The organism is Dyadobacter subterraneus (assembly GCF_015221875.1).
GTDB classification, from domain to species: Bacteria; Bacteroidota; Bacteroidia; order Cytophagales; family Spirosomataceae; genus Dyadobacter; species Dyadobacter subterraneus.
In genome coordinates this window covers 4,526,210-4,549,833 of the sequence record NZ_JACYGY010000001.1, presented here as the reverse complement: position 1 = coordinate 4,549,833, position 23,624 = coordinate 4,526,210, and the positions used below count along the sequence as shown (strand labels likewise).

Here is a 23,624-nt window from a genome sequence, read left to right as displayed (position 1 = left end):
CAGTTTTTTTTATGAGTATTTTTGATAAACGTCTTCAATATAAACCGTTCGAGTATCCGGAAATATTACAGTTTACAGAAGCGATTAATAAGTCCTACTGGGTGCATTCGGAAGTAGATTTTACGGCAGACACACAGGATTTTCATTCTCATCTGAGCTCGGCTGAGAGAACTGCGGTAAAAAATAGCCTGCTTGCTATCGCTCAAATCGAAGTCGCAGTAAAATCTTTCTGGGGAAATCTTTTTCACCATTTGCCAAAACCGGAATTCAACGGTCTGGGAAGTACTTTCGCAGAGTGTGAATTTCGCCATTCGGAGGCTTATTCGCGTCTTCTGGAAGTTCTGGGATACAACGATCAATTTGAGACACTTATCGAAATTCCGGTAATTCGTGAGCGTATTGATTATTTGTCAGAAGCTCTGGGAAACTCCAAATCGACCGATAAAAAAGAATATGCTTTTTCGCTGATCCTTTTTTCAATTTTGATAGAAAATGTCAGTCTGTTCAGTCAGTTCGCGATCATTTTATCATTTGCGCGTTTTAAAGGTTTGATGAAAAATGTGAGCAACATCATCGCCTGGACTTCAATCGACGAGCAGATTCATGCCAACGCCGGTATTTTTCTTGTCAACAAAATCAAAGAAGAATTTCCTGATATGTTTGACCAGCAGACCGTTGCTGAAATTACACGTCTGGTGCGCTCTTCCATCGATGTGGAATCCCGCATCATCGACTGGATATTCAACGAAGGTGAAATTGATAGTATCAATAAAGAAGATCTGATCAACTTTATGAAGTACCGCGCTGACGACAGTCTTCAAAAAATCGGCTTGCCACGTCAGTTCAATCTGGCCGTTGCTGATGTGAAATTATTGCAATGGTTTGAAGAAGAGGTTTTTGCAAACAGTCTGGATGACTTTTTCGCGAAACGTCCTGTGGATTATACAAAACATGATAAAAGTATTTCTGCTTACGATTTGTTCTAAAAACAGATCGAAGGTTAAAGATACAGTGAGAAATCAACAAATATTAATCAGAAAAAAGAAATGAAAATTGCCGAATTGGATCTGCTGGAAGTTGTAACGCCCCAGTATGAAATGCCAAAGCTTTGGTGGAAAAATACAGAAAGCGAGCAGGTACTTAACAGAGGATATCTGCTGAAGGGAGAAACGGTTGAAGGAGCAATTGAGCGCGTTTGTGCTGCTGCTGCAAAACGTCTTTACCGTCCGGAATTAAAGGAAGCTTTTCAGGAAATGATTGAAAGAGGCTGGATGAGCCTGAGCTCGCCGATCTGGGCGAATATGGGCACAGAGCGTGGTTTGCCTATTTCCTGCTTCAATGTGCACGTGCCGGATAATATCGAAGGCATTACCCATAAACTTGGTGAGGTGATCATGCAGACCAAAATTGGTGGCGGAACATCTGCTTATTTTGGAGATTTGCGTTCCCGTGGAAGTGCGGTTACAGACAACGGGAAAAGTAGCGGAGCGGTAAGTTTTATGCGGCTTTTTGATACAGCAATGGATACCATTTCCCAGGGTGGTGTACGCCGTGGTGCTTTTGCTGCCTACATGGATATTGATCACGAGGATATAGAAGAATTTTTGCAGATTAAGGATATCGGGCACCCGATTCAGAATCTTTTCTCCGGAGTTTGTGTGCCCGATTACTGGATGCAGGATATGATTGACGGGGATATGTCCAAAAGAGAAATCTGGGCAAAAATCCTGCAAAGCCGGCAGCAAAAAGGACTTCCGTATATTTTCTTTTCGGATAATGTAAACCAGAATAAACCCCAGGTTTATAAAGATAAAAATCTTCGTATCAACGCCAGTAATTTATGCTCTGAGATCATGCTTCCTTCAACAGAAGATGAATCTTTTATCTGCTGTCTGTCATCGATGAACCTTGAATTATTCGATGAGTGGAAAGATACTGACGCAGTCAGGCTGGCTATTTTCTTTTTAGACGCAGTTCTTCAGGAGTTTATTGAAAAAACGGAAGGAAATCATTTTTTGGCCAGTGCAAACCGGTTCGCAAAACGTCACCGCGCGCTTGGACTTGGTGTGCTGGGGTGGCATTCTTATCTTCAAAAGAATATGATTCCTTTTGAAGGTATGCAGGCTAAGCAGCTAACCACACAGATATTTAAAACAATCCAGGATAAATCCGAAAAAGCAACACAGGAACTTGCGATGATATATGGTGAGCCCGAACTTTTGAAAGGGTACGGCCGCAGAAATACCACACTTCTTGCGATTGCACCTACGACATCATCTTCGGCAATCCTTGGACAAACTTCACCCGGAATTGAGCCTTTCAGCAGTAATTATTACAAGGCAGGTCTTGCAAAAGGAAATTTCATGCGCAAGAACAAGTATCTGAAAGTATTACTGGAAGAAAAAGGGCTTGACAATGAAGAAACCTGGCGTACCATTATGTTGAACCACGGAAGTGTGCAGCATATGCCCGAACTTACAGCTGAGGAAAAAGATGTTTTCAAGACATTTAAAGAAATCAGTCAGTTGGAGATTATCCAGCAGGCATCAATCCGGCAAAAATATGTGGATCAGGCGCAGAGTCTGAATCTTAATATCCCTTCGAACCTTCCTGTTAAAGAAGTAAATAAATTGCTGATAGAAGCGTGGAAATTGGGAATTAAGACCCTTTATTACCAAAGAAGCCAAAGTGTTTCCAAAGAACTTGTTACCAGTTTGGTAAGTTGTTCTTCCTGCGAATCTTAATCGGAATTAGTGACCTTTTCGAAGGTTGATCATTTCGGAATTTATAATAGTGAAAAGAAGACCCGTGCACCGTACGGATCTTCTTTTTTGTGTAAGCTGTCAGTATAATAAGGAATCAGATTTGACATATTTTTGTAAAAACAGCGGCTGGAATTTTCACTATGTAAAAAATAACAGCAAAACATTTAATCCTGCTGACATACCTCTGTCACAGGGTAGTTGCAACTTTGTCTTATCATTAAAAACCAAGAAAATGAAAGACAGCAAAATCAAAGTTGTACCGGATCATTACACAACTGTAACACCTTGGATTATATCACCGTCATCTGCCAAACTAATTGAATTTTTGAAAACTGCCTTTGATGCGGAGGAAATTGCCGGCAGCAGAATAAGTGGTGAAGACGGCGTAATAATCCATGTAGTAGTAAAAATAGGAGATTCTTTGGTTATGCTTTTTGACGCAAGAGAGGGCTGGGCACCAACGCCGGCTTTTTTGAATTTATACGTTGAAAACGCAGAAAAAACTTATCAGCAGGCGCTTGAAACGGGAGCGAAATCAGTCACTGAACTTACCAGATTATGGTTCGGAGAAAAAGTTTGCAGAATTTTGGATCCGTTTGGTAATCTGTGGTGGATAAACGAGCGCATGGAAGAAATTGATTTTACAGACCCCGAAACTGCTAAACGAGCCTCTGATCCTGATGCGGTAAAAGCAATAGCCTATATTCAAAAATCGTTGAATGAGGCTTTGTTAACTCAAAAGAAGTTTTTTGAAAATAGTCGTGATTGAAAGCTGGAAAGGCAAGGTTTACCGGATGGTCTGTCCGAAAAAATCGCCGGCATTCCATTTTGGTCTTTCTGTGGTTTGTGCTATGGAATAGCTGATGAGAAAATTGAGCTGCACATATTTTTTCGCTGCTCCAAAATCAAAACCGTTCGTAATTTCGTCGGAAGGTCTATGATAATTAGCATCTCTCCATTGCTTGGTGAATTTGACAAGATCAAAAGAAGGATCCAGGGTTTTTGTGCCATATTTGATATGCAGGGCCGGTATCCCTTCCAACACGAAGCTGTACTGGTCACTGCGGACAAAACGCGCTTCTTCCGGCATAGGATCTTTTTGTTTTTCGATACCTAGTTCTGCACAGGCAAAATCGACACTTTTCTCGATCGTGGAATGCTCTGCGCCCAGCGGCGCCACTGACAAAAGCGGGGCAATAAGTGTAGGCATATCTGTATTTACATCGGCAACAATTTGCGATTTTGATACCGTAGGAAACGCTGCGAAATAAGCAGATCCCAACAATCCCATTTCCTCTGATGTGGTCATAACAATCAAAACTGAACGCCTAGGTTTTACACCTCTGCTTTTATAAATTCTGGCAATTTCCAGCAGAGAAGCCACGCCCGATGCGTTGTCATGTGCACCATTATAAATGGAATCGCCGTTTACGGGCCGAGCAATACCCAAATGATCCAAGTGTGCAGTGTGGATTACATATTCGTCTTTCAGGGTTTTATCCGTTCCCTCGATTTTTCCAATAACATTATAGCTTTCGATATCTTTATACTCACTTGTGTATTGTACCCGAATGGATAAAGGCAATTCAAAAGAAGACGGTTTTCCTTGCTCTAAAACTGTAAAAACCTGTTTTAAGTTTTTGCCAGAATTCATAAAAATTCTCAGCAGTCCTGCGTACGTTAGCCGGGCGCCAAGTTGAAGCTTTCCAATGGCATTAGAGCCAGTTGCAACAGTTTTGGCAGTATCCATTGCTACATTTATTCCTCTTCCCAATGCCATTACTGAGGCGGGAGAATCTGTACTAATCAGGATTCCTGTCGCACCTTTGGCTGCTGCCAGACGTATTTTTGCAGTCGGACTACCAAAGTGCGCTTCGATACTGGAAGGTAATTTCAAGCCTTTAGGCGCCCCAGAAAGCACAACGACAATTTTCCCTTTTACATCCAATCCTTCATAATCAGAATATTTGCCGGGAACATCTATGCCATAGCCGGCAAATACCAGGGGAGCTTCTACCACTACTTTTTTCTGGATCGCATTTGGAAATAACGCAATGTCTTTTCCCAGGCCAAGTGTATCCTCATTACCATTTTTATCTTTGAGCGCAGCTGATGATACAAGGGGATTGATAACTGCTTTGCGAAGAATCAGTTTTTGTAAATACGTCCCATGATCACCTGATGGTGTCAATCCGGTTTGTTTAAATTGGCTCACTACATAATCAACGGCCATTTGATAGCCTTCCTTACCCGGAAGCCTACCCTTTAATTTATCATCTGCAAGATATTTTATATCTCTTTTTATTCGTGCTGTATCTACTTTGCTTAAAGCGGTTTTTATGTCCTTGTCCAGTTTCAGATTCTGGGATGTAGCTGGAAAAAATGAAACGCAGAAAAAGGAAAACAGTAATAAAGACCGGATGCACATAAAATGGTTGTTTGGGCTCAGTTAATAGTTATTTCTTTCAAGTAACCAGTCGAATATAGTACAATTATATAAATGGCAGTTCTTTTAATTAATATTCTTCAAAAGAATTTCAAATTGAAATAGCCATTGTGACTTATAATTACAAATTACCATTTTAGCTGGCTTATTTTAAGCATTCAATTTGCACAAATGCAAAAAAGCTATCCTCATTTTTGGATAGCCTTTTTACTTAATCGAGAAGATGTGATATTAAAAATAAATGAGGATGCTTACCTGCGGTACCGGCAACGGATGAAGTTATCATGATACTTCCGCCATCGTTCGTGTTCGGAAGTACATATTTATTTACCAGCCAGGTTCCTTTTACATTTACCACGATTACTTTGTCAAAAATATCCTCCGGATAATCAACTTTATGAACTTGCTTGCCTATATATTACCATAGCTGTTGGATTGGCCACCGTCAATGGCAATCGTTTGCCCGTTGATATATGAGCAGTCCTCACTTAGCAGAAAGGCAACAACTTTGGCAACTTCTTCTGGTAATCCTAATCTTTTACTTGGGTTTGACTGTGCATATTCGGTTTCCGCTGCTTTTGGATCTGCTGCATTTAACTGGACAAAAGCCTCCGCTACCATAGGCGTAAGAATGGCTCCGGGAGCAATTGCATTGGCGGTGATGCCAAATTTTGCATACTCCAAAGCCGCATTTTTAGTCATTCCTGAAACGGCATGTTTGCTGGCAACATAGGGTGTCTGGTTCATTACGCCACGGATACCGCCTACCGAAGCTACGTTTACGATCCTGCCGTATTTTTGATCCTGCATCACAGGAATGACATAACGCAAACCGTAATAAACACCCATCAGATTAATATCGATCACCTTTTTGAAAATGTCGATATCATATTCAGTCATAGGAGCCTGACGACCTTCAATGCCGGCATTGTTGTAAAACCCGTCAATACGGCCAAATGTTTTTACCGTTTGTTCCACATAGGATTTTACTGTGTCCTCACTGGAAACATCAGCAACAATACTTAAAAGCTTTGTCTGCGGGAATTTTTCCAGGATAGCTGTCTCTGCTTTTTTCAAAGAAGCTTCATTAAAATCTATAAGGGTTAGGTTTGCTTCTTGTGATGCACATTCGATCGCGGACGCAAGGCCAAGTCCCATGGCTGCACCGGTAATTATTATCGTTTTATTTTTAAGGTTACTCATATTGAAATTTATTTTAATTGAAAAAGTATTCGGTTAAAAATTAAATTTTTTTATTGTGTGATTCCGCGCCATAACAAATCGAAGCAATCATCAATAATTTGCTGCTTTAAGGGAAATAACTTTTGAACGATCCCGGTAGAACAGGAGCGCACCGCACCGTCAAAAAAACTGACAAGAATAATGGGCGCCTGATTTTTAATAATGCCTTCTTTTTGTCCTTTTTCAAGCAGATCATAAAGGGGTTTATTCTGCCGTTCATATTCTGCCATTTGTTTGGAAAAATTTAGCTGTATATAATTGGATTGTATGTACTGATCAATAAATACGGTTTCGTTATAATGATTTAATCTGTAATTCAGCATGTTGACATAGATAAGTTTCAAAGACTGTTTCACCGGCACATTGATGTCGAATTGTTCATACATCTTTTGAGTCATCTTATCTTCAACACTAAAATAGGCAGACTGGACGATCTCTTCTTTATTTTTAAAGTAGGTGTAAAGTGTGCCCGCGCCAACGCCTGCGGCTTTACTGATATCAGCAATATTAATACCAGCAAGCCCGTGTTTACCGGTAATGGCAAATACAGACTGAATGATTTTTTCCTGTTTGGCTGGATCTAATGGTCTCATAATACAAAGTTAACCGAAATTTTATTCGGTTAACTATAAAAAGTCGATTATAATATAATTTTAATTCTAAATTGGTGAAGATAAAATCAGGTTAGATAAACCGAATTTTGACAATTGTGTTGAGCCCGAAACGCCGGATTGATCAGAAGATATTTTGACAAATAGCTATCATCAAAACAGCCACAAGACAATATTTTGTCTGTGGCCGTTTTTGATTTCAATATTTTAGGACCGATCCCTTATACAAGCTGAACCTCAGGTTTCTTACTGTCAATTAATTTGCGATCCACTTTTCCACTGAATGATCTTAAAAATGCAAATACGACAACACCTGTAATAACACCTAATCCGATTATCTTTTTCGTAGTTTCCATAGTTACTATATTTTATTTGTACAATGCACAACAATTACGTGCGCTTTCAAAACTTAATACAAAAAAGATACCAATGGGGGCAGTGCTGAAAAAATTGTTAAATAAAGATTATTTTGATCGTTGTATTTTCATTTCAGAATTCAGGAGTCCACTAAGCTTTACAAGTAGACTAACGCAAACGGCTTACCAGGCCAAGATATATTAGCATTTACAAAAATAACATTGAACGATTCCAGGCAGAGAGCCTTCTTTTATCAGACCGATTGAAGAAGATTTCCGCATTTCGTCTGGGCATATTCATTTTGTCTCTGGTCATCGTACTTTTTTTGGCAAATGAAAGACTAATCCAGCCATTAATTCTTGTTTTCCCGGTTTGTGTTCTCGCTTTTGCTTTTATTGTCAGGTTATATTACAAGCTGTCATTAAAGCAACAGCATGTGGATTTTTTAACGGAAATAAATGAACATGAGCTATTAAGACAGGAAAATAAATTATCAGGATTCCCCTCGGGCCACATGTTTCTCAACCGGGATCATCCCTATATATCAGATTTTGACATTTTCGGTACGCATTCACTTTTTCAGCTTATTAATCGGACAACCACAGAATCCGGTCATTTAATGCTCGCCGATTGGCTTTCTGAGCCTGCTTCGAACGGCGAAATTTTTGAACGCCAGCAATCAATTCAAGAGCTTACTTTTAAAATAGATTGGAGACAGGATTTTCAGGCTTCGGGAATGCGGTTTGAAAATAAAAAAAGTGCTTATAATAAACTGCTCACCTGGATAGAAACACCTTCCAAATTACTTCCTTCGCAGTATAAGTACTTGATAACAGCGGTATTATTATCCTTTTTGTCTACATCTGCGGCAGCATATTTAGTTTATGGTCTTCTATCTGAGACTTCGTTTTCTGTATATCACATCATTCCGCTGACAATAATTTTATTTATAAACCGGCGTGTTTTGAAAAGAATAGCGCCTCTTGCAGAAGATATTATTGACAGTACGCATGTTAATGTTAATACGCTAGGCGGTTACCAGGCACTGATTGCAAAAATTGAAGCAGAAGAATTTGACTCTACCCGGCTTATGAATCTTCGGTCGCTTTTCAATCAAAATGGTTATTCTGCATTCAAAGAGATTAACGCACTAAGAACTATACTGGAAATCTTTCAGGCAAAAGGTACCAAGAGTTCTATTGGTAAAAATGATTTTTACGGGATTTTCAACAGCCTATGGCTTCTGGATATTTATCTTATCATTTTGACTGAAAAATGGAAAGAGAGAAACAGACCTTTTTTGGTTTCCTGGTCATCTGGGGTAAGTGAATTTGAAGTTTTGAGCAGCCTTGCCGGTTTTGCATATTCCAATCAGGGATTCACATTTCCTGAAATAATCCAGGAGCCCCACATCATTGGTTTTAAAGAGCTCGGACATCCTTTGATTGCAAATGAAAGGAGAGTATGTAATGACTTTTATTTGTCAGCAAGAGGAGAAATGGCTTTGATAACAGGATCCAACATGGCCGGCAAAAGTACATTTTTAAGATCAGTAGGGATCAATCTGGTTTTGGCCCTAATGGGAGCACCTTGCTGTGCTAAGTCAGGACGAGTTTCGCATATGAAAATATTTACGAGTATGCGAACGCAGGATAACCTGGAAGAAGGTATTTCTTCTTTTTATGCAGAACTTAAAAGAATTGAGCAGCTTCTGAAATTAAGTGAAATGAAAGAACCTGTCTTTTTTCTTTTGGATGAGATGTTTAAGGGGACCAATTCTCAGGACCGATATGCTGGCGGGGTTTCCTTAATAAAACAGCTGGGTGAACTAAATGTTTCGGGAATTATTTCAACACACGATCTGGAACTGGCCAAATTAACAGCGAATCAGAAAATGGTCGCAAATTTTAGCTTCAATAGTGACATTAAGGACGGAGAAATTATTTTCAACTACAATTTAACCAAAGGAATATGCACAGATTTTAACGCGCGTGAATTGATGAAAAAAAGCGGGATAAAGATTTTTTCGGGTGTAGGGGAAAAATTTTGACTTCTTAAAGCACCATAAACGGTTCCCATTAAATCTGAAAAAAAATGCACTGACATTCCAGTCTATTAATGCTTCTTTTTAGACTTATTGAATCAACCTTATTAGATAAGATAATCGAAGCAAGATTTTCCTATGTGTTATAAATACCATTGAAAGGTCATTTAATTAATTTTGATCCTGTGGAAAAGTTGAATAAAAATTAATCTCAATGTCAGCTTAGAACGCTTCGCTTATCTGACCGGCCGAAGTCTGTCTGTTTTTAAAAGGGATTTTGAGGAAATATTTTCTGATACTCCCAGCCCTTGGTTAATCTAGAAAAGACTGTAAGAAGCCTATTTTCTTATCAACAAAAAAGGCAAAAATCATCTGAAATTTATTTTGATATGAGCTTTGAGGATCTTTCACATTTCTCATTTGTGTTTAAATAGAAATTTGGATTTAATCCGATAAATTTATGGACGCTGGCAGACAACAGCTTTTATATGACAAAAAATAACAGCCATCTGTTTGTAAATCAGATGGCTGTAAATATATCATTCCGTATTTGATTCCGATCAGTTCAATTTCCAGTCTGGTCTTTCAAAGTGGCAGGTATATCCGCCAGGATTTTTTTGTAAATAATCCTGATGCTCCACTTCTGCATTCCAAAAATCACCGGCAGGTACAACTTCAGTGACAATTTTGCCAGGCCATTTGCCAGATGCTTCCATTTCTTCAATCAGCTCATTAGCAACTTCGTGCTGCGTTTCATCCAGATAAAAAATGGCGGAACGGTATGACATTCCAATATCATTTCCCTGACGGTTTCTTGTTGTTGGGTTATGAATCTGGAAGAAATATTCCAAGAGTTTTCGGTAGCTTAACTTCGAAGGATCAAAAACAATTTCGATTCCTTCTGCATGCGTTCCATGATTGCGGTAAGTAGCATTTGGGACATCGCCGCCCGTATAGCCAACTACCGTTGAAATTACGCCTGGTTGGTGTCTGAAAAGTTCTTCCACTCCCCAGAAGCAACCACCTGCCAAAATGGCTTTTTCAGTACTCATATATTTTAGTTTAATGTGATAAAGCTATGGTGCAATTTCCATGCCTTCAGGTTATAAAACAGATTTTGTATTGAAATGATTTGCGTGACACAGGTTTTATTAAAAATCTGACAAATTATTAAAAGAGTCAGTCAGCAATTGGCTGCTGGACAGAAAATAGCTTACTGAAAACTGGTATACTCTGTGATACTGATTACAAAGGTATATCACTATGCAATACTTTTGTGTACGGAATTAAAACAACCAGTAAAATGACAAATAAAATAGCAATAGTAACGGGTGGAAATAGCGGGATCGGCTATGCGACAGCCAAAGAAATGATAGCAAATGGAATAAAAGTTATCATAACAGGAAGACGTAAGGATGCAATTGAAAAAGCGGCATTGGAAATCGGGGCAATTCCTTTTGTAGCCGATCAGGCCAGTTTGCAGGATATTGGCCATTTGTACAATTTTGTTAAAGAGCAATTTAGCCAAATTGACATTCTCTTTATCAATGCCGGAATTACGGGTGAAGGATCGCTGATCGAAAACGCCAGTGAATCCAATTTTGACAATGTGATCAATATCAATTTTAAAGGTGCATATTTCACATTAAGCAAATTTGTTCCCCTTTTAAACGAAGGTGCATCTGTGGTATTTCTGTCTTCCATTGTAGCTGCTACACACAAAGCAAATAGCTCTGTTTATCAGGCAAGTAAAGCGGCTTTGAATTCAATCGCGAAAACAGCAGCAAGTGAACTGGCTTCCAGAAAGATCCGTGTAAATATCGTTAGTCCCGGACCGACAAGAACCGAAGTGTTAAGCAAGTCAGGTATGGATGAAGCAACTGTAAGCGGTATTTTCGATAATCTCGTCAATATAATACCACTGAAAAAACTGGGCATACCGGAAGATGTTGCTAAAATGGTTATGTATTTAAGCAGTGATTCGGCATCATTTATTACCGGGTCAGAATTTTTGATTGATGGTGGATTTATGCTGTAATGCAGATTGGGCAGGAAAGCAAAAAGGCAAAAGTGACGGAGGAATGAAACGCAAATTCCAGTCCCCTTTTTTGTAAATTTATTCTGCGCCTGGGCCAGTCCAAACATTTTAATGTGACTTGGCATGATCAAATCCCCATACTAAAATTATCTATGGTATAAGAGCTCCCTATTATGGTCTATTGAAACCGAAAAAGGCCAGACCAGGTATCCTGTCGATCCTTATACAGGTGAAGTTTTGGTTGAAAAACGGGAAATATTATCCGGTACTTTCCTTGTGAAAGACGGAAAAATGACGGGTGAAAATCTGTTGAAGGCTGATTTTTTCAGGTTCAGTCTGGATGGTCATATGCATCTTTGGCTGTCAATGAAATTCGTTGTTGCCCAAAGTACTTTCAGGTAGCGAAATGACCCGGAATTATGCTCAAAGCCGACTAGAAAAATTTGGGTGTAGTATTTCGCTACCTGCCATAAATTGAATTAAGATATTGTTTTTGAAGCGTTGAAAAATAGGTGAGAGATCCCAGGGTCACAATGGTCATGACAAGAAACGTGGTTGGGTGCGGGAAATAATAAAAGGTTGTCAAAATGACAAAAAAACCTCTCGCAAATTCCAGATAGAAAACCCAGCGGCGCTGTTCGAGAAGGGCACCGCAGTTAATCAGGGTACAGACAATAAAACATGCAGTCATGATTTGAAGAAAGAAATCTGTCTGATGTTCAAAAAGTAACAGGAAAAACAGGATCGTAACCATCACACTGAATTGCAGCAGCACGTACAATCTGAACTTTTGTGAACGTACCCTGACTTTGTGTTTAGAAAGAAATTTTTTCTCAACCAGGGCTCTCATTTCCGGGTCAAAATCGGCCGGACTTCCAAAATATAGTTTCAACTTTTCAAATAACCCTTTCTTTTTCTTTGCAGCATGCCATAATTCCACATGGTAATGGAAATGCTGCCACAGGAAACTGTAACTGTCAAGCGGCTTAGTAAGTCCATAAAAGGGTTCTTTTTCTTCAAGGGCAAAAGTGCCGAAAAGCTTGTCCCAGATAATAAACATATCCCCGAAATTCTTGTCGAGATACTCCTCATTGCTGGCGTGATGCACCCGGTGATGGGAAGGTGTGACCAGGATATATTCCAGAATACCCAGTTTGCCAATTAATTGGGTATGGGTAAAAAACGGGTAAAGGCCGTGTACAATCAGCATCGTGGTAATCATAGGTGCTGGAAATCCTATAACCGGCAAAATTGCCCAGAACAGTGTTCTGATTACTGCCTGGAAAACCGTAATACGACTTCCTGCTGTATAATTAAATTCTTCACTTGTATGATGAACAACATGGAATCCCCAGAAAAAATTAATTTTATGTCCACACCGGTGATACCAGTACCAGATAAGATCCGTGGCAAGTATCAGTGCGATCCACATTAAGATCGTTGGCTTTATATTGAAAATTGCAAAATGCTGGTGAAGATAATCGTAAAAAAAGTAGAAGGAACCTGCGGTGAAAAGATCGATAAGCCGCTCGGCAACGCCAACATTCATATTGGCGATGGAACTGTTAAAATTAAATACATGCCTGTCGAAAATTTTGGAAAAAAGATATTCCAATCCAATAAAAAACAGAAAAACCGGTACGGCCAGCGCCATGTAATTTAAATTCATATAAGTATAAAAAGCTTATCTATGTATAGTATATAGAACAAGTAGATTTTACAAATATGCATCTTTAAATAAACGGAACAAAATCTGATCACCACAATTAATAATTTAATTATCTCATTACAGTTTTACCCCTTTTATAATCACCAATGAAATTAAAATATCTACTTTTTATAAATCTTCTGCTTTGGATTTCACAATCCGGTTTTGGGCAAAATGTGAAACCGAATATCGTTTTTGTCATGGCAGACGATCTGGGTTATACTGATCTTTCCTGTTATGGTAATCCCTATCACCGTACGCCAAATATTGATTCGCTGGCAAAAAAGGGATTGAAATTTACCCAGGCCTATTCGGCTTGTCCGGTTTGTTCACCTTCACGTGCCGCGATTATGACGGGCAAATATCCAGCCAGGCTTCATCTCACGAATTTTATTGCCGGTGAAAGAAAGGATCCGAGATCCAATGTTTTACCTGCTCAGTGGACAAGATATCTGGCGTCGTCAGAAATTACATTGGCAGAGATTTTGAAAGATAATGGTTACAAAACCGGTATCGTTGGCAAGTGGCATCTGGGATCAGCGGATTCATCTTCGCCCGTAAACCAGGGATTCGAATATGACAGAGTCATTGCAAAAAATGGACTGGATTATTATAATTACTCGATTACCTCGAATGGAAAAACGGTTTTTGAAGACCACGGAAAGGAGTACCTGACTGATAAACTCACCGATTATGCAGTGGAATATATCAATGAGAGCAAATCAAAGCCGTTTTTTCTATATCTGACTTATTCCGCGCCACATGTCATGCTGATCCCAAGAGCTGATAAACTCAATTATTACTTTTCCAATTATGCCAAATACAAAGATAAGTTTAACCCGAATTACGCGGCAATGCTCGAAAGCATGGACGATGGTGTAGGACGTGTGGTAGCTGAGCTTGCCAAAAATAATTTACTGGAAAATACGATCATTATTTTTACTTCGGACAATGGTGGTTTAGGACTTGCCGAACTCGGTCCTGTGCCGACAAACCTGGCTCCGCTAAGGAAATGGAAAGGGCACGTATATGAGGGAGGCATTAAAATACCGTTGATTTTTAGTTGGAAAGGAAATATCAAGGAAAATATGGTGACAAATAATACAGTGATCGGAACAGACTATGTTTCCACTTTCTGCGAGCTTCTCGGAATTAATCAAACAAATAAATCAGGTGATGGTAAGAGCTTTTATCCGGTACTAAAAAGTCCGGGGCAAGTCGCTGAGCGCGGAGCTATTTTCTGGCATTATCCTCATTTCAGTAATCAGGAAGGAAGGCCGTCGGGAGCCGTCAGGCTTGGGAATTATAAGCTGGTTGAATCTTATGAAACCGGTAAGCTGGAATTATTTAATCTTGAAAATGATATTTCTGAAAGTAAAGATCTGTCTGCGAAACTCCCTTCCAAAACGAAGGAACTGGCTCAGCTTTTGAAAAACTGGCGGAAACAGGTTAATGCCAATATGCCCGAAATCAACCCGGATTATTCAAAAAAATGAAACAGGATTTCCTTGATTTATTAGCCTAATCTTCCCGAATTTTACTGCGGTGTTTTAATCCCCAGCTAACTAAAGTTTCGGTTAGTGGAAGTACGCCTCTGCCGTATTCCGTAATCTGATATTCGACAGTGACTGGTTTTGTTTCCAGCAGCGTTCTTGTGACAAGCAAATTTACTTCAAGATCTTTCAGTTCCTTGGAAAGCATTTTGGCTGAAATGCCATCAATTTCCCGCTGCATTTTTTTAAACGAATTCTTTTCACAGGGACGGTTTGCCAGATAGCGCATGATATGCAATTTCCATTTTCCACCCAGAATTTCCACGCTTTCTCTCATCGCAGTTAATTCTTCCTTGCAGCTTGCTTCACGAATTTCGCCGTTTTTTTCAATCAATGCCATATGATATCGGTTTCCTGGAAGTTACCGGTTACCTGCTGTTAACCGGTAACAAATATAAAATATTGGGCTTGTAATTTTACAAATCAACATAAAATTCAGTTATGCAAGCCATAGTTTTGAAGGATTTTGGAAGCGTGGAAAACTTTGTAATAGAGGATAAATTTCCAATTCCAAAGATTACAGAAAATCAGATTTTGGTCAAAATAAAAGCGGCTGCTTTCAACCCGATCGACTACCAGATGCGTCAGGGTAAAACCGAAAGGAAGCGAATGCATTCTCAGATTCTCGGCAGGGAAATGTCCGGAATTGTGGTTGAAATCGGTGAAAAAGTAACAAAGTTTAAAGTTGGTGATGCCATTCTTGCAGCTTGCGGAAGTATGGGCTCGAACGGAACTTACTGCGAATACATAGCCATCCCGGAAACGATTGCAGCTTTAAAACCGAAATCATTGTCTTTTGAGCAAGCAGCCGCTATCCCGACGGCTTCAATCACTGCACTTCAATGTTTCAACCGACTGAAAATAAAACCGGAAGACTCTATTTTTATCACCGGTGCAGCAGGCGGCGTTGGAATTGTTTTAGTCAAAATATTATTGGCTATGGGATTTAAAAATATAATAGTAACGGCTGGAAATCAACAAAGTATCCACCAGCTTTTGAAGAAGGGTTTAAAAGAAAATCAGATTATAAATTACAAAAATGAAGACTTGCAAGAATTAATTCTGGGCGCAAATAATCAAAACTTTTATGATCATTGCATCGATTTGGTAGGAGCTGAAATGTCCGAAATTTGTGCCAAAGTTTTGATAACAAATGGAAATTATGCAGATGTTACGGCACTTAGTACAGAAATTGCGAGAGAAAATCTTTTCAATAAAGGAGCGACCATTATTAATATTTCAAACTACGCATACATGCTGGCGGGAAATATAAATTACTACGGAGAAAAGCTCACCGAATTCATTTCGCTGATCACAAGCAACATTATCACACCCCCAGAAATCAATATAATAGGAACACTATCAAGACAAACAGTAAAAACCGCCCACCAAATGCTGGAAAATAATAAAACCAACGGCAAAAAACTTATCATGAAAATCGATTAGAAAGATACCCAACCAAATATCAAACAACCATTTCCTGACCACCCTTGACAACAAATGACAATTTCCTGACCACAAATGACAACCTCATGACAAAATTCCCCCGCAACAAAACTACCCCAAAAGGCAATTTTGCAGCAGGGGGAATTTTTTACTTAACCGGATGTTCCAACACCTTCACCCCAAAAGCAGGAGAACCGCTGAGGAGTCCGTGTGTAAAAACAGTATAAATTTTACCTGCTTCCAAAGTTACGGAGGTTGAGCTGCCGGTAGTGTTGCCGCTGGTTGCGTTGGTAAAATTTAAATCGTAAATACCCGGACTCACATTTTGAAACGGTCCGAGCGACCATGCACTCAGCGTTTCGCCTGCGAGAGAAGAATTTGCTGCTCGTCCATAAGCAACATTGCTAAACAAAGCTGTTTTGCCGTTGAAGACATTTATTGTTCCGTTTTCCGGGGAAAGATTCACGAAACGAAGTTTGGCTTTCTGAGCATCGGGCGCTTTTAAATCATCATAAAAAAGAATCAGAGAATCCGCTTTATTATTGCTCGTTCTGGCCGCAACCACGGTGTGATAAAATGTTGCGATAGGACCGTTTGGTCTTCCCGTGGCTGAAAAAGTAGCGCTGTTTCCAAACTGGTATGAAGCTTTGTAACTTGTGTTAGCACCTTCGGTAAAATTGATCTGCACATTACCAAAAACGGTAGGATAATAGGCAGAAGCCTCATTTATTGCAACGGCAGTTGGTGTGATTTTATCTGTAAATGTCCAGAAATTTAGCGGCGTAGTAACCGGTCTCGCGTTGACAAAACTGATGAATGCGCTTAATGGCGGGCGATCTGCTGCATCTACGTCCAGATAATCTGCTTCCTTGCAGGCGGAAAATCCGGTAAGCAGAATTGTTGCAATCAGCGCCTTTTTCAAAAGCGGAATTGACCTAAATGTTTTATATAGATTCATAAAAGTTGAAGTTGAAATAATTTAAAGTCTTGCCGTGATTCTGATAAAAGGCTGAATACCTGCGCTTCCGTTCTGAATTCCGATAATCGAAGGTTTACTCAAAGCATTAAGTTTTGGATCAGAATAATCACCCAGTTTGTTGAAAGCGTTGTTAACACCAATGGAGCCCTGCAATATTTTTGAGAATGAATAAGCGACAGAAGCATCAACCACCCAGATCGGTTTCAGTTTTTGATAGAAGTAATCCGGTTTTGGGAATGTTGCATTTAATGCAGACGCGTTTGTAACCGATCCGAAATAAATTGCACGTGCCATGTAGGTCAGTTTTCCAATTTTGAATGTTCCTTGCAGGTTGATCTTTTTGCCAGGAATGTTAGAGGTTACTCTCGCTTTTTCTCCGTCATTGAAAATGATATATTGATAAGCTTCCAAACCTTTTGGCGTGTTCACTTTCGTCACTTCGGTATTGACAAAATTGGCACCAAAAAGTAAGTTAAGCGCTCCGCCGCGGAAGGGTGTCTTATAGCTTCCTGTCAATTCCAGACCTTTTGTGCGGGTGCTAAAAGAGTTATAGAAAAATTTCGCTTGTGTCGTACCGGTTTGTACAAATAAATTCCTGACTTCGAGTGGCAAATTGACATCCGTTGCAGAGAAATTTCCGGTATTTCCTACACGGTTATTGACATCAACCAGGTAGGCATCAGCCGTAAATTCGAAGTTTCTGAAAGGCTGTGTTGTGATTCCTAATGTATAACCTTTTGATTTTTCAGGTGTTAAAGTTGGAATCCCAAGCGCACGTGTCGCTGCACTTTGATTGGATGCGGTAACCTGATCAATTGCCCGTCCCTGCTGAAAACTGGTGGACGTTTCGGTGTAATAATACTGAGCCAGATCCGGTGCGCGGAAACCTGTATTGTGCGATCCTCTGATGCCCAGCCAGTCTGTAATACTGTACTTTGAAGCAACTTTATACGTTGTCACATTACCCAAAGCCGAGAAACTTTCCAGTCTTAATGCGCCGGAAACGAGCCATTTTTCTGTAAAATTAACTTCCACATCAGCATAACCTGCCAAAACGGAACGGTTTACATTTACGGCATTTTCTGGCCTGAAACCTGCGTGAATTTGTGATCCTGGTGAAAGTCCATTCAAACCAATACTTCCTTCTTTTGTTGTGTAAATAATTCCGCTGGCCGTTGTGTCCAGACCAAAAACGGTACGCAGATCTGCTTTTGAATAAGAAGCTTCTTCACCGGCAACAATCTGGTAAGTTTCAACACGGTACTGCGCTCCAAAAGCGACGTTGATTCCTTTCAGCGCTTTATCAAAATAGCGGCTGATATCGATACTTCCTGTATTTTGGCTAGCGTTGTAACTTCCGGCATCAAAAGTTGTAGGTGTTTTTAATCCCAAACTCGCGTTTAAAGAATTGGTAATGACGTTTCCAAAATTGTTTTTCCCATAAACATTGGATATGTCAACAGACCAGTTGCGGATTTTTCCTTTGATACCAACGGCAAGCGATTTATCGGTGATAATGTTTTCCATCGCTGGTAAAAAACCATCCGGATACAAAAAGGCATTATTCCGCTCAGTCCATCCGGGAAGACGATAAACCGCTGTAAATTGTGAATTTCTGTGACTGATACCTCCAAACGCATAAACTTCCGCATTTTGCGCTAACGGAATGGCGGCGTTAAAAAATAACAGCGCATCTTTTGCTTTGTTGGATCCGCCACCGCGACGGTCAAAATGATGGCGGTCTAAACCGCGGTCGGCCAGAATTTTTTCGTCAATTTCCTTTGTGTAAATTGCATCATAGGCTCTGGTATTTGCACCGCCACCGTATATCGGTCCAAGGTAAAGTCCGGCCTCATCATTTCCGGGTAAAAGCGCAACCGCCTGTGTTGCAAATTCTGCCGTAGTATTCAAATAGCCACCGCTTTTTCCCAACGAGAATCCATAATTTGCATTCGTTCTTGTCGTAGTTCCATCGCCACGACGCCGTGTGCTAGCCGTAGAACTTAGCGTCAACTGATCAACATTTTTGTTTAAAACAATATTGATTACACCCGCAATCGCATCCGAACCATATTGAGCAGCTGCCCCATCCCGCAGAATTTCAACACGTTGAATAGAAGCAGTCGGAATAGAATTCAGGTCATAACCTGTGGCACCATTTCCCAATCCGCCCCAGTTAATATTAGAACTTTTATGACGACGTTTTCCATTAACCAAAACTAAAACCTGGTCAACACCCAGTCCGCGAAGCTGGGACAAATTCAAAGCTGAACCTGCATCGCCTGCATTACTACCGTTCACCGAATGAAAAGAAGGCGAAACATATTGCAATAACTGCGTGATACTGACCTGTGGAGCAGTTTCCTGCAAAGCTTTTATATCAATAACATCAACGGGAACGGGAGAATCCAGTTTGGTGCGATTCGCATTTCTCGATCCCACCACCTGGACTTCTCCAAGCGTGTGCGTATTTGGCTCCAGTGTCACATTATATTCGTTGGAAGCACCTATATGAATTTCCTGGGCTGTGAAACCGATGAAGGAAAAAACAAGCGTTTCGCCCTTAACAAGACTAAGACTGAATTGTCCGTTTCCATCCGTAATTGTTCCTTGTCGGCTTCCTTTAATGGAGACGTTAACGCCGGGAAGTGCGCTGTTATCTTCGGTAGTATGGACCGAACCGGAGAGAATTCGCTGCTGTGCAAAGGAAGGAATTGCCACAAGCACATGAATAAGAAGGATAAATTTTTTCATGAAATGGATCTTTATTAATTTTTAGGCGGGAAAAAAGCATGGTTAAATGCTTAAAATAGCAGTTACTATATGGATTATACGTAACTGATTTGTATCAATTCGGCGATGTGCAGACCTGTTCAAACTGCACGGTAAGGTACACCGGAGAGCCTGCAGTCCCGGGAGTAGCATTACCTTTCAGCAAAACATCAGGCGTTTGCCCTTTGCCGGCACACCGCCGAATCGAAAGGAGGTTTTACAAGAATTTTACAGAAGTGAAAATTTCTTTTGTTGCCTTATCGCATCCGTTGGATTTGTAAAAGATATTAAGTCGGAAGCGGTCATTAAAATCAGCGAGAATAAAATCGTTTTCATATTACGTTTTGTTATGAGGTGATATAATAATACTTAACCTATCGTTTTTGTATACTAATAATTTTTGCTAAAAACATTTTCGCATCAATCTGACTATTTTAGCTCGCTTGAAATTAATTTAGAATTTCAGTGCCATTCAAATTGCATTTTGCGTTTTGAATTTTATTAAGCCGGAAAGGTGGTTACCGGACTTTTATTGAAGTTAAAAAAGATCTGAATTTTGATCTTTTTGTCGGGTTTATATGAGAGGGTGTCATTGTAAGACGATGTAAAGGTAAGGGTAAGATTTTCGGATTGTGAAAGTTTTTTAAAACTATTTTGAAAGAAATCGGGAAGAATGCCACCAAATGATTTTTGTTGATACCGGCTATTTCCGCTTTTGTTCCAAAGGATATTTCTTGTCAATTTTTGTCAAAACCACGAAAATTGAGTCTTTATGCTCGTTTATTCCTGACAAGATAAAATGATTATTATCAGGACGTTCATAATGCAGAACAAGTTTACTGGCCGTGTCTGCCCGGTTGGAAAGTGAGAAAACATGGTTTATTGTATCAGCTTTATAACCATAATAATAGCGCCCTATACTACCATAAAACTCAGTTGTCCGTACCGAATTTTTTGTATTCACCTGAAACGGTTTATCAATTTTGACACTGATGCTGTTGAATTTTTCAAAAATTACATTTTGCCAGCGTACCGTATCACCAGCTTCGTAAGGGATCGTTTTGTTATTTATTTTAAAATCCGAGACGCTGTAAATACCACTGACTCCCGGAAGACCACTATCGAGCGGAAGTTTAAAAGATTTTCCGTTTGCATAAAGGTTACCATAACCAAACCCGCGATAAACGATGAAGATCAAAATAAAACCATACTTTAAAATGAGCCTGGCCTTATTTTTCCAATCAACCGAAAACTCGATTTTAGGAATGTAAGTAAGTGCCGCCGCTTTATGCTCAATAAGAATTTCGTAAAATTTCTTGCTGTCACGTACCAACAACAGAAGCGACAAACTTAAAATATGCATACTGGTAAGTTCGACACCGGCGTCATAGCCAATATTTACAAACCAGATCGGAACCAGTATGGCTATCATCATCAAAGCACCAGCCGTTGTGGTTCGTCTATATAAAATCAGGATCGTTGCCAACAATTCAAACACACCTGCGAACACTTCAAAAAATGGAGAAACACCGGTCGTGAGCCAGTAAAGTTTGCCGGGCGTGAAGTCGCCCAGATTTGTATTCAACTGACTGATGGTAGGGAAGGGCATTTGCACCGGAAATACTTTCGCCCAGGCAAACCAGGACATTCTCAAAGCAATTCCATAACGCGCTGCTACATAAAACCAGTAGTATAAGCGCTCGTTATCCTTGCGTTTTTTGTCAAGAATATTCCAGAGAAACCCGGCAATTGCACAAACTATAACGGTGATAAACCATCCCGTGTAATTTTTCCCTTCCTGACTTGCGAAGAACCATGGCTTGTTTTGAGAGATGGCATCAAACCAGCGAAACGTGTAAGAATTGACATTAAAACCTGCATCAAAATCCTGTGTGTAAAATTCTGGTGCAAAGGGAATTGTACTGATGACGGCGTAAATCAGCGCAGTTCGGAGCGCAACTTTTTCATACACCTTCCATTTGGAAGATGCACTTGTCGAATCTTGTAAAGACATAATTATTGTTTAGAGTTTGGGCAAAAGTATGCCTGATAAAACTTCCCTGCAAGCAATTTGGTGGTACGAAAACGAATTAATCCTACAAAGTCTATAAAATTAATAGACAATTGATTGTTATCATGTTTTCCCTGCCATATATTTGCAGCACGTTAAAACAACAACTGATTAAAAACCACCTTTGATTAGTTAACTTTTTACACCGGAAAAAATCCTGCAAATGTTTCCGGTCACATGCGAGTACTTCCGGATTGTTTTCCGGCAAGGCTATATAGTTAACTTTTTATTCTATTAAAAAAATCTATTTGTATGAAAATCAACAATCAGATGAAGGCGGTGGCTTTTGCAGGTGTCACCATTTTGAGCAGTTTTGCAAATGCCGCTGAAAACCCGGCAGCAAAGGCACCGAAACAGGGAATCTGGCGCGGAGAATTTGTGATCAGCGAAACGCACATTCCTTTCAATTTCGAATACAATGCGAAAGATAAGGATCATCCGATTCTTACGCTTTTAAACGGATCCCGTCGTGACGATTTCAAAGTGACAAAACTTTCTGGAGATTCAATTTTTGTAAAAATGAATACCTACGACGCGGCGCTTGTAGCAAACGTCGAATCCGACGGAAAGATCACAGGAGAATACAGAAGTCTGGTTCCTGGTTTCCGTGGAAGCTCCCTTCCATTTTCGGCTGAATACGGTAAGGATTATCGTTTCGTTGAAAAAGGAAAAGAGCAGCCTACCAAACATAATTTATCCGGAAAATGGGATTTACAGGTTTTGAGTAAAGCCAAAATGCCTGACAATGTTGCCCTGCTGAAACAGGAAGGTAACAGACTGACGGGTGTAATTATGTCGACTGTGGGCGATAGTCGCGAGTTGGAAGGCGTGGTGCAGGGAGATGAATTTGTATTGTCACATTTCTCTGGTCCTAATCCAAGAGTATACAAAGGAAAGATAAATGAAGATGGCTCGATCACAGGGGTGATCAGCTCAGGAATTTATGACAACACGAAATTTGAAGGAAGCAAAAACGACCAGGCTGCCTTGCCGGATCCTTACAAATTGACTCATTTGAAAGAAGGATACAGCAAACTTGATTTTACGCTGCCTGATCTTAACGGAAAACAGGTTTCATTGAGCGATGACAAATACAAAGGCAAAGTGGTAATAGTAGAAATCGTTGGTACCTGGTGCCCGAATTGTACGGATCAGACTGCTTTTCTTTCTCCATGGTTCAAGGCAAACAAGGCTCGTGGGGTAGAAGCAATTGCCATTGGTTTTGAGCAAAAAGACGATCTCGAATACGCAAAATATACATTGGGTACGCTGAAAAAGAAATATGGTATCGAATACGATATTCTTTTTGGAGGTATTGCTGACAAAAAAGTGGCTTCTGAAAAACTTCCTGCGCTAAACCGCATGATGGCTTTCCCGACAACCATTTTGATCGACCGCAAAGGTGATGTTCGCCAGATCCATACGGGATATACGGGTGAAGTAACAGGTCAGTATTTTAAGGATTATGTTGCAAAATGGAACAAGGATCTTGACGAACTTCTTGCAGAACCAGTTCCGGCTACTTTCACATCTCTGAACACAAACCCAGAGGTGAAAGGCTCTAAATAATATTGGATTGCCCCACAAGTACG

At 40.0% G+C, this 23,624-nt stretch carries 19 protein-coding genes; 9 read left to right on the top strand and 10 right to left on the bottom strand.

Annotated features, from left to right (window positions below; all coding sequences use genetic code 11):
* Positions 1–11: 11 nt before the first annotated feature.
* The 3 genes from IEE83_RS18945 (at position 12) to IEE83_RS18935 (ending at position 3,534) form a co-directional block, all read left to right on the top strand.
* The gene (locus IEE83_RS18945) at positions 12–986 is read left to right on the top strand and encodes a ribonucleotide-diphosphate reductase subunit beta (protein ID WP_194122077.1); all 975 of its coding nucleotides are present in this window, start codon (positions 12–14) and stop codon (positions 984–986) included.
* A 60-nt stretch (positions 987–1,046) separates the two neighbouring features.
* A complete protein-coding gene (locus IEE83_RS18940) occupies positions 1,047–2,744 on the top strand; it encodes a ribonucleoside-diphosphate reductase subunit alpha (RefSeq protein ID WP_228101879.1) in 1,698 nt (565 codons plus the stop codon).
* Positions 2,745–2,997: 253 nt separating this feature from the next.
* Complete coding sequence (locus tag IEE83_RS18935) at positions 2,998–3,534, top strand: VOC family protein (protein ID WP_194122076.1); 537 nt, start codon at positions 2,998–3,000, stop codon at positions 3,532–3,534.
* An 18-nt stretch (positions 3,535–3,552) separates the two neighbouring features.
* Here the strand turns inward: IEE83_RS18935 and IEE83_RS18930 are convergent, their stop codons facing one another.
* The 4 genes from IEE83_RS18930 to IEE83_RS33295 all read right to left on the bottom strand — a co-directional run bounded on the left by IEE83_RS18930 (position 3,553) and on the right by IEE83_RS33295 (position 7,420).
* The gene (locus IEE83_RS18930; RefSeq protein WP_194122075.1) at positions 3,553–5,193 is read right to left on the bottom strand and encodes a M28 family peptidase; all 1,641 of its coding nucleotides are present in this window, start codon (positions 5,191–5,193) and stop codon (positions 3,553–3,555) included.
* Positions 5,194–5,622: 429 nt separating this feature from the next.
* On the bottom strand, positions 5,623–6,414 hold the full coding sequence (locus IEE83_RS18920) for an SDR family oxidoreductase (protein ID WP_194122074.1): 792 nt from the start codon (positions 6,412–6,414) through the stop codon (positions 5,623–5,625).
* 50 nt (positions 6,415–6,464) lie between these two features.
* A complete protein-coding gene (locus tag IEE83_RS18915) occupies positions 6,465–7,046 on the bottom strand; it encodes a TetR/AcrR family transcriptional regulator (RefSeq protein ID WP_194122073.1) in 582 nt (193 codons plus the stop codon).
* A 239-nt stretch (positions 7,047–7,285) separates the two neighbouring features.
* Positions 7,286–7,420 (bottom strand): hypothetical protein, encoded by a 135-nt coding sequence (locus IEE83_RS33295; RefSeq protein ID WP_262893244.1) that lies wholly within the window; start codon positions 7,418–7,420, stop codon positions 7,286–7,288.
* Between the two features lie 263 nt (positions 7,421–7,683).
* Between IEE83_RS33295 and IEE83_RS18910 the strand changes: the two genes are divergently transcribed.
* Positions 7,684–9,471 carry a MutS-related protein gene (locus IEE83_RS18910; protein ID WP_228101878.1) on the top strand — a complete coding sequence of 596 codons (1,788 nt, stop codon included), beginning with the start codon at positions 7,684–7,686 and terminating at the stop codon, positions 9,469–9,471.
* A 554-nt stretch (positions 9,472–10,025) separates the two neighbouring features.
* On the opposite strand, the gene msrA is transcribed toward IEE83_RS18910, so the two are convergent.
* Positions 10,026–10,517 carry a peptide-methionine (S)-S-oxide reductase MsrA gene (gene msrA / locus IEE83_RS18905; protein WP_194122072.1) on the bottom strand — a complete coding sequence of 164 codons (492 nt, stop codon included), beginning with the start codon at positions 10,515–10,517 and terminating at the stop codon, positions 10,026–10,028.
* A 251-nt stretch (positions 10,518–10,768) separates the two neighbouring features.
* Between msrA and IEE83_RS18900 the strand changes: the two genes are divergently transcribed.
* Both IEE83_RS18900 and IEE83_RS18895 read left to right on the top strand, forming a co-directional pair.
* The gene (locus IEE83_RS18900) at positions 10,769–11,503 is read left to right on the top strand and encodes an SDR family oxidoreductase (RefSeq protein ID WP_194122071.1); all 735 of its coding nucleotides are present in this window, start codon (positions 10,769–10,771) and stop codon (positions 11,501–11,503) included.
* Between the two features lie 237 nt (positions 11,504–11,740).
* Positions 11,741–11,905: a hypothetical protein gene (locus tag IEE83_RS18895; protein ID WP_194122070.1), complete on the top strand. Its 165-nt coding sequence runs from the start codon at positions 11,741–11,743 to the stop codon at positions 11,903–11,905.
* A 58-nt stretch (positions 11,906–11,963) separates the two neighbouring features.
* Here IEE83_RS18895 and IEE83_RS18890 read toward each other — a convergent pair whose 3' ends face one another.
* The gene (locus IEE83_RS18890) at positions 11,964–13,172 is read right to left on the bottom strand and encodes a sterol desaturase family protein (protein WP_194122069.1); all 1,209 of its coding nucleotides are present in this window, start codon (positions 13,170–13,172) and stop codon (positions 11,964–11,966) included.
* Positions 13,173–13,318: 146 nt separating this feature from the next.
* Here IEE83_RS18890 and IEE83_RS18885 point away from each other — a divergent pair, with 146 nt between their 5' ends.
* Entirely contained in the window at positions 13,319–14,707 is a 1,389-nt protein-coding gene (locus tag IEE83_RS18885) for a sulfatase (RefSeq protein ID WP_194122068.1), read from the top strand.
* 25 nt (positions 14,708–14,732) lie between these two features.
* Here the strand turns inward: IEE83_RS18885 and IEE83_RS18880 are convergent, their stop codons facing one another.
* Complete coding sequence (locus IEE83_RS18880) at positions 14,733–15,104, bottom strand: winged helix-turn-helix transcriptional regulator (protein WP_194122067.1); 372 nt, start codon at positions 15,102–15,104, stop codon at positions 14,733–14,735.
* Between the two features lie 101 nt (positions 15,105–15,205).
* On the opposite strand from IEE83_RS18880, the gene IEE83_RS18875 reads away from it, so the two are divergent.
* Positions 15,206–16,210 (top strand): quinone oxidoreductase family protein, encoded by a 1,005-nt coding sequence (locus tag IEE83_RS18875; RefSeq protein ID WP_194122066.1) that lies wholly within the window; start codon positions 15,206–15,208, stop codon positions 16,208–16,210.
* Between the two features lie 148 nt (positions 16,211–16,358).
* Here the strand turns inward: IEE83_RS18875 and IEE83_RS18870 are convergent, their stop codons facing one another.
* The 3 genes from IEE83_RS18870 to IEE83_RS18860 all read right to left on the bottom strand — a co-directional run bounded on the left by IEE83_RS18870 (position 16,359) and on the right by IEE83_RS18860 (position 21,975).
* Positions 16,359–17,168 carry a DUF4397 domain-containing protein gene (locus IEE83_RS18870; protein WP_194122065.1) on the bottom strand — a complete coding sequence of 270 codons (810 nt, stop codon included), beginning with the start codon at positions 17,166–17,168 and terminating at the stop codon, positions 16,359–16,361.
* Between the two features lie 21 nt (positions 17,169–17,189).
* Positions 17,190–19,943: a TonB-dependent receptor gene (locus IEE83_RS18865; protein ID WP_194122064.1), complete on the bottom strand. Its 2,754-nt coding sequence runs from the start codon at positions 19,941–19,943 to the stop codon at positions 17,190–17,192.
* Between the two features lie 721 nt (positions 19,944–20,664).
* Positions 20,665–21,975, bottom strand: coding sequence for a hypothetical protein (locus tag IEE83_RS18860; protein ID WP_194122063.1), 1,311 nt, complete (start codon positions 21,973–21,975; stop codon positions 20,665–20,667).
* Between the two features lie 309 nt (positions 21,976–22,284).
* Between IEE83_RS18860 and IEE83_RS18855 the strand changes: the two genes are divergently transcribed.
* The gene (locus IEE83_RS18855; RefSeq protein WP_194122062.1) at positions 22,285–23,601 is read left to right on the top strand and encodes a peroxiredoxin family protein; all 1,317 of its coding nucleotides are present in this window, start codon (positions 22,285–22,287) and stop codon (positions 23,599–23,601) included.
* Positions 23,602–23,624: the final 23 nt, after the last annotated feature.

What these genes read in the sequence shown, in the direction of transcription:
- IEE83_RS18945 (WP_194122077.1), top strand. Translation starts at nt 12, where the DNA reads ATGAGTATTTTTGATAAACGTCTTCAATATAAACCGTTCGAGTATCCG.
- IEE83_RS18940 (WP_228101879.1), top strand. Translation starts at nt 1,047, where the DNA reads ATGAAAATTGCCGAATTGGATCTGCTGGAAGTTGTAACGCCCCAGTAT.
- IEE83_RS18935 (WP_194122076.1), top strand. Translation starts at nt 2,998, where the DNA reads ATGAAAGACAGCAAAATCAAAGTTGTACCGGATCATTACACAACTGTA.
- IEE83_RS18930 (WP_194122075.1), bottom strand. Translation starts at nt 5,193, where the DNA reads ATGTGCATCCGGTCTTTATTACTGTTTTCCTTTTTCTGCGTTTCATTT.
- IEE83_RS18920 (WP_194122074.1), bottom strand. Translation starts at nt 6,414, where the DNA reads ATGAGTAACCTTAAAAATAAAACGATAATAATTACCGGTGCAGCCATG.
- IEE83_RS18915 (WP_194122073.1), bottom strand. Translation starts at nt 7,046, where the DNA reads ATGAGACCATTAGATCCAGCCAAACAGGAAAAAATCATTCAGTCTGTA.
- IEE83_RS33295 (WP_262893244.1), bottom strand. Translation starts at nt 7,420, where the DNA reads ATGGAAACTACGAAAAAGATAATCGGATTAGGTGTTATTACAGGTGTT.
- msrA (WP_194122072.1), bottom strand. Translation starts at nt 10,517, where the DNA reads ATGAGTACTGAAAAAGCCATTTTGGCAGGTGGTTGCTTCTGGGGAGTG.
- IEE83_RS18900 (WP_194122071.1), top strand. Translation starts at nt 10,769, where the DNA reads ATGACAAATAAAATAGCAATAGTAACGGGTGGAAATAGCGGGATCGGC.
- IEE83_RS18890 (WP_194122069.1), bottom strand. Translation starts at nt 13,172, where the DNA reads ATGAATTTAAATTACATGGCGCTGGCCGTACCGGTTTTTCTGTTTTTT.
- IEE83_RS18885 (WP_194122068.1), top strand. Translation starts at nt 13,319, where the DNA reads ATGAAATTAAAATATCTACTTTTTATAAATCTTCTGCTTTGGATTTCA.
- IEE83_RS18880 (WP_194122067.1), bottom strand. Translation starts at nt 15,104, where the DNA reads ATGGCATTGATTGAAAAAAACGGCGAAATTCGTGAAGCAAGCTGCAAG.
- IEE83_RS18875 (WP_194122066.1), top strand. Translation starts at nt 15,206, where the DNA reads ATGCAAGCCATAGTTTTGAAGGATTTTGGAAGCGTGGAAAACTTTGTA.
- IEE83_RS18870 (WP_194122065.1), bottom strand. Translation starts at nt 17,168, where the DNA reads ATGAATCTATATAAAACATTTAGGTCAATTCCGCTTTTGAAAAAGGCG.
- IEE83_RS18865 (WP_194122064.1), bottom strand. Translation starts at nt 19,943, where the DNA reads ATGAAAAAATTTATCCTTCTTATTCATGTGCTTGTGGCAATTCCTTCC.
- IEE83_RS18860 (WP_194122063.1), bottom strand. Translation starts at nt 21,975, where the DNA reads ATGTCTTTACAAGATTCGACAAGTGCATCTTCCAAATGGAAGGTGTAT.
- IEE83_RS18855 (WP_194122062.1), top strand. Translation starts at nt 22,285, where the DNA reads ATGAAAATCAACAATCAGATGAAGGCGGTGGCTTTTGCAGGTGTCACC.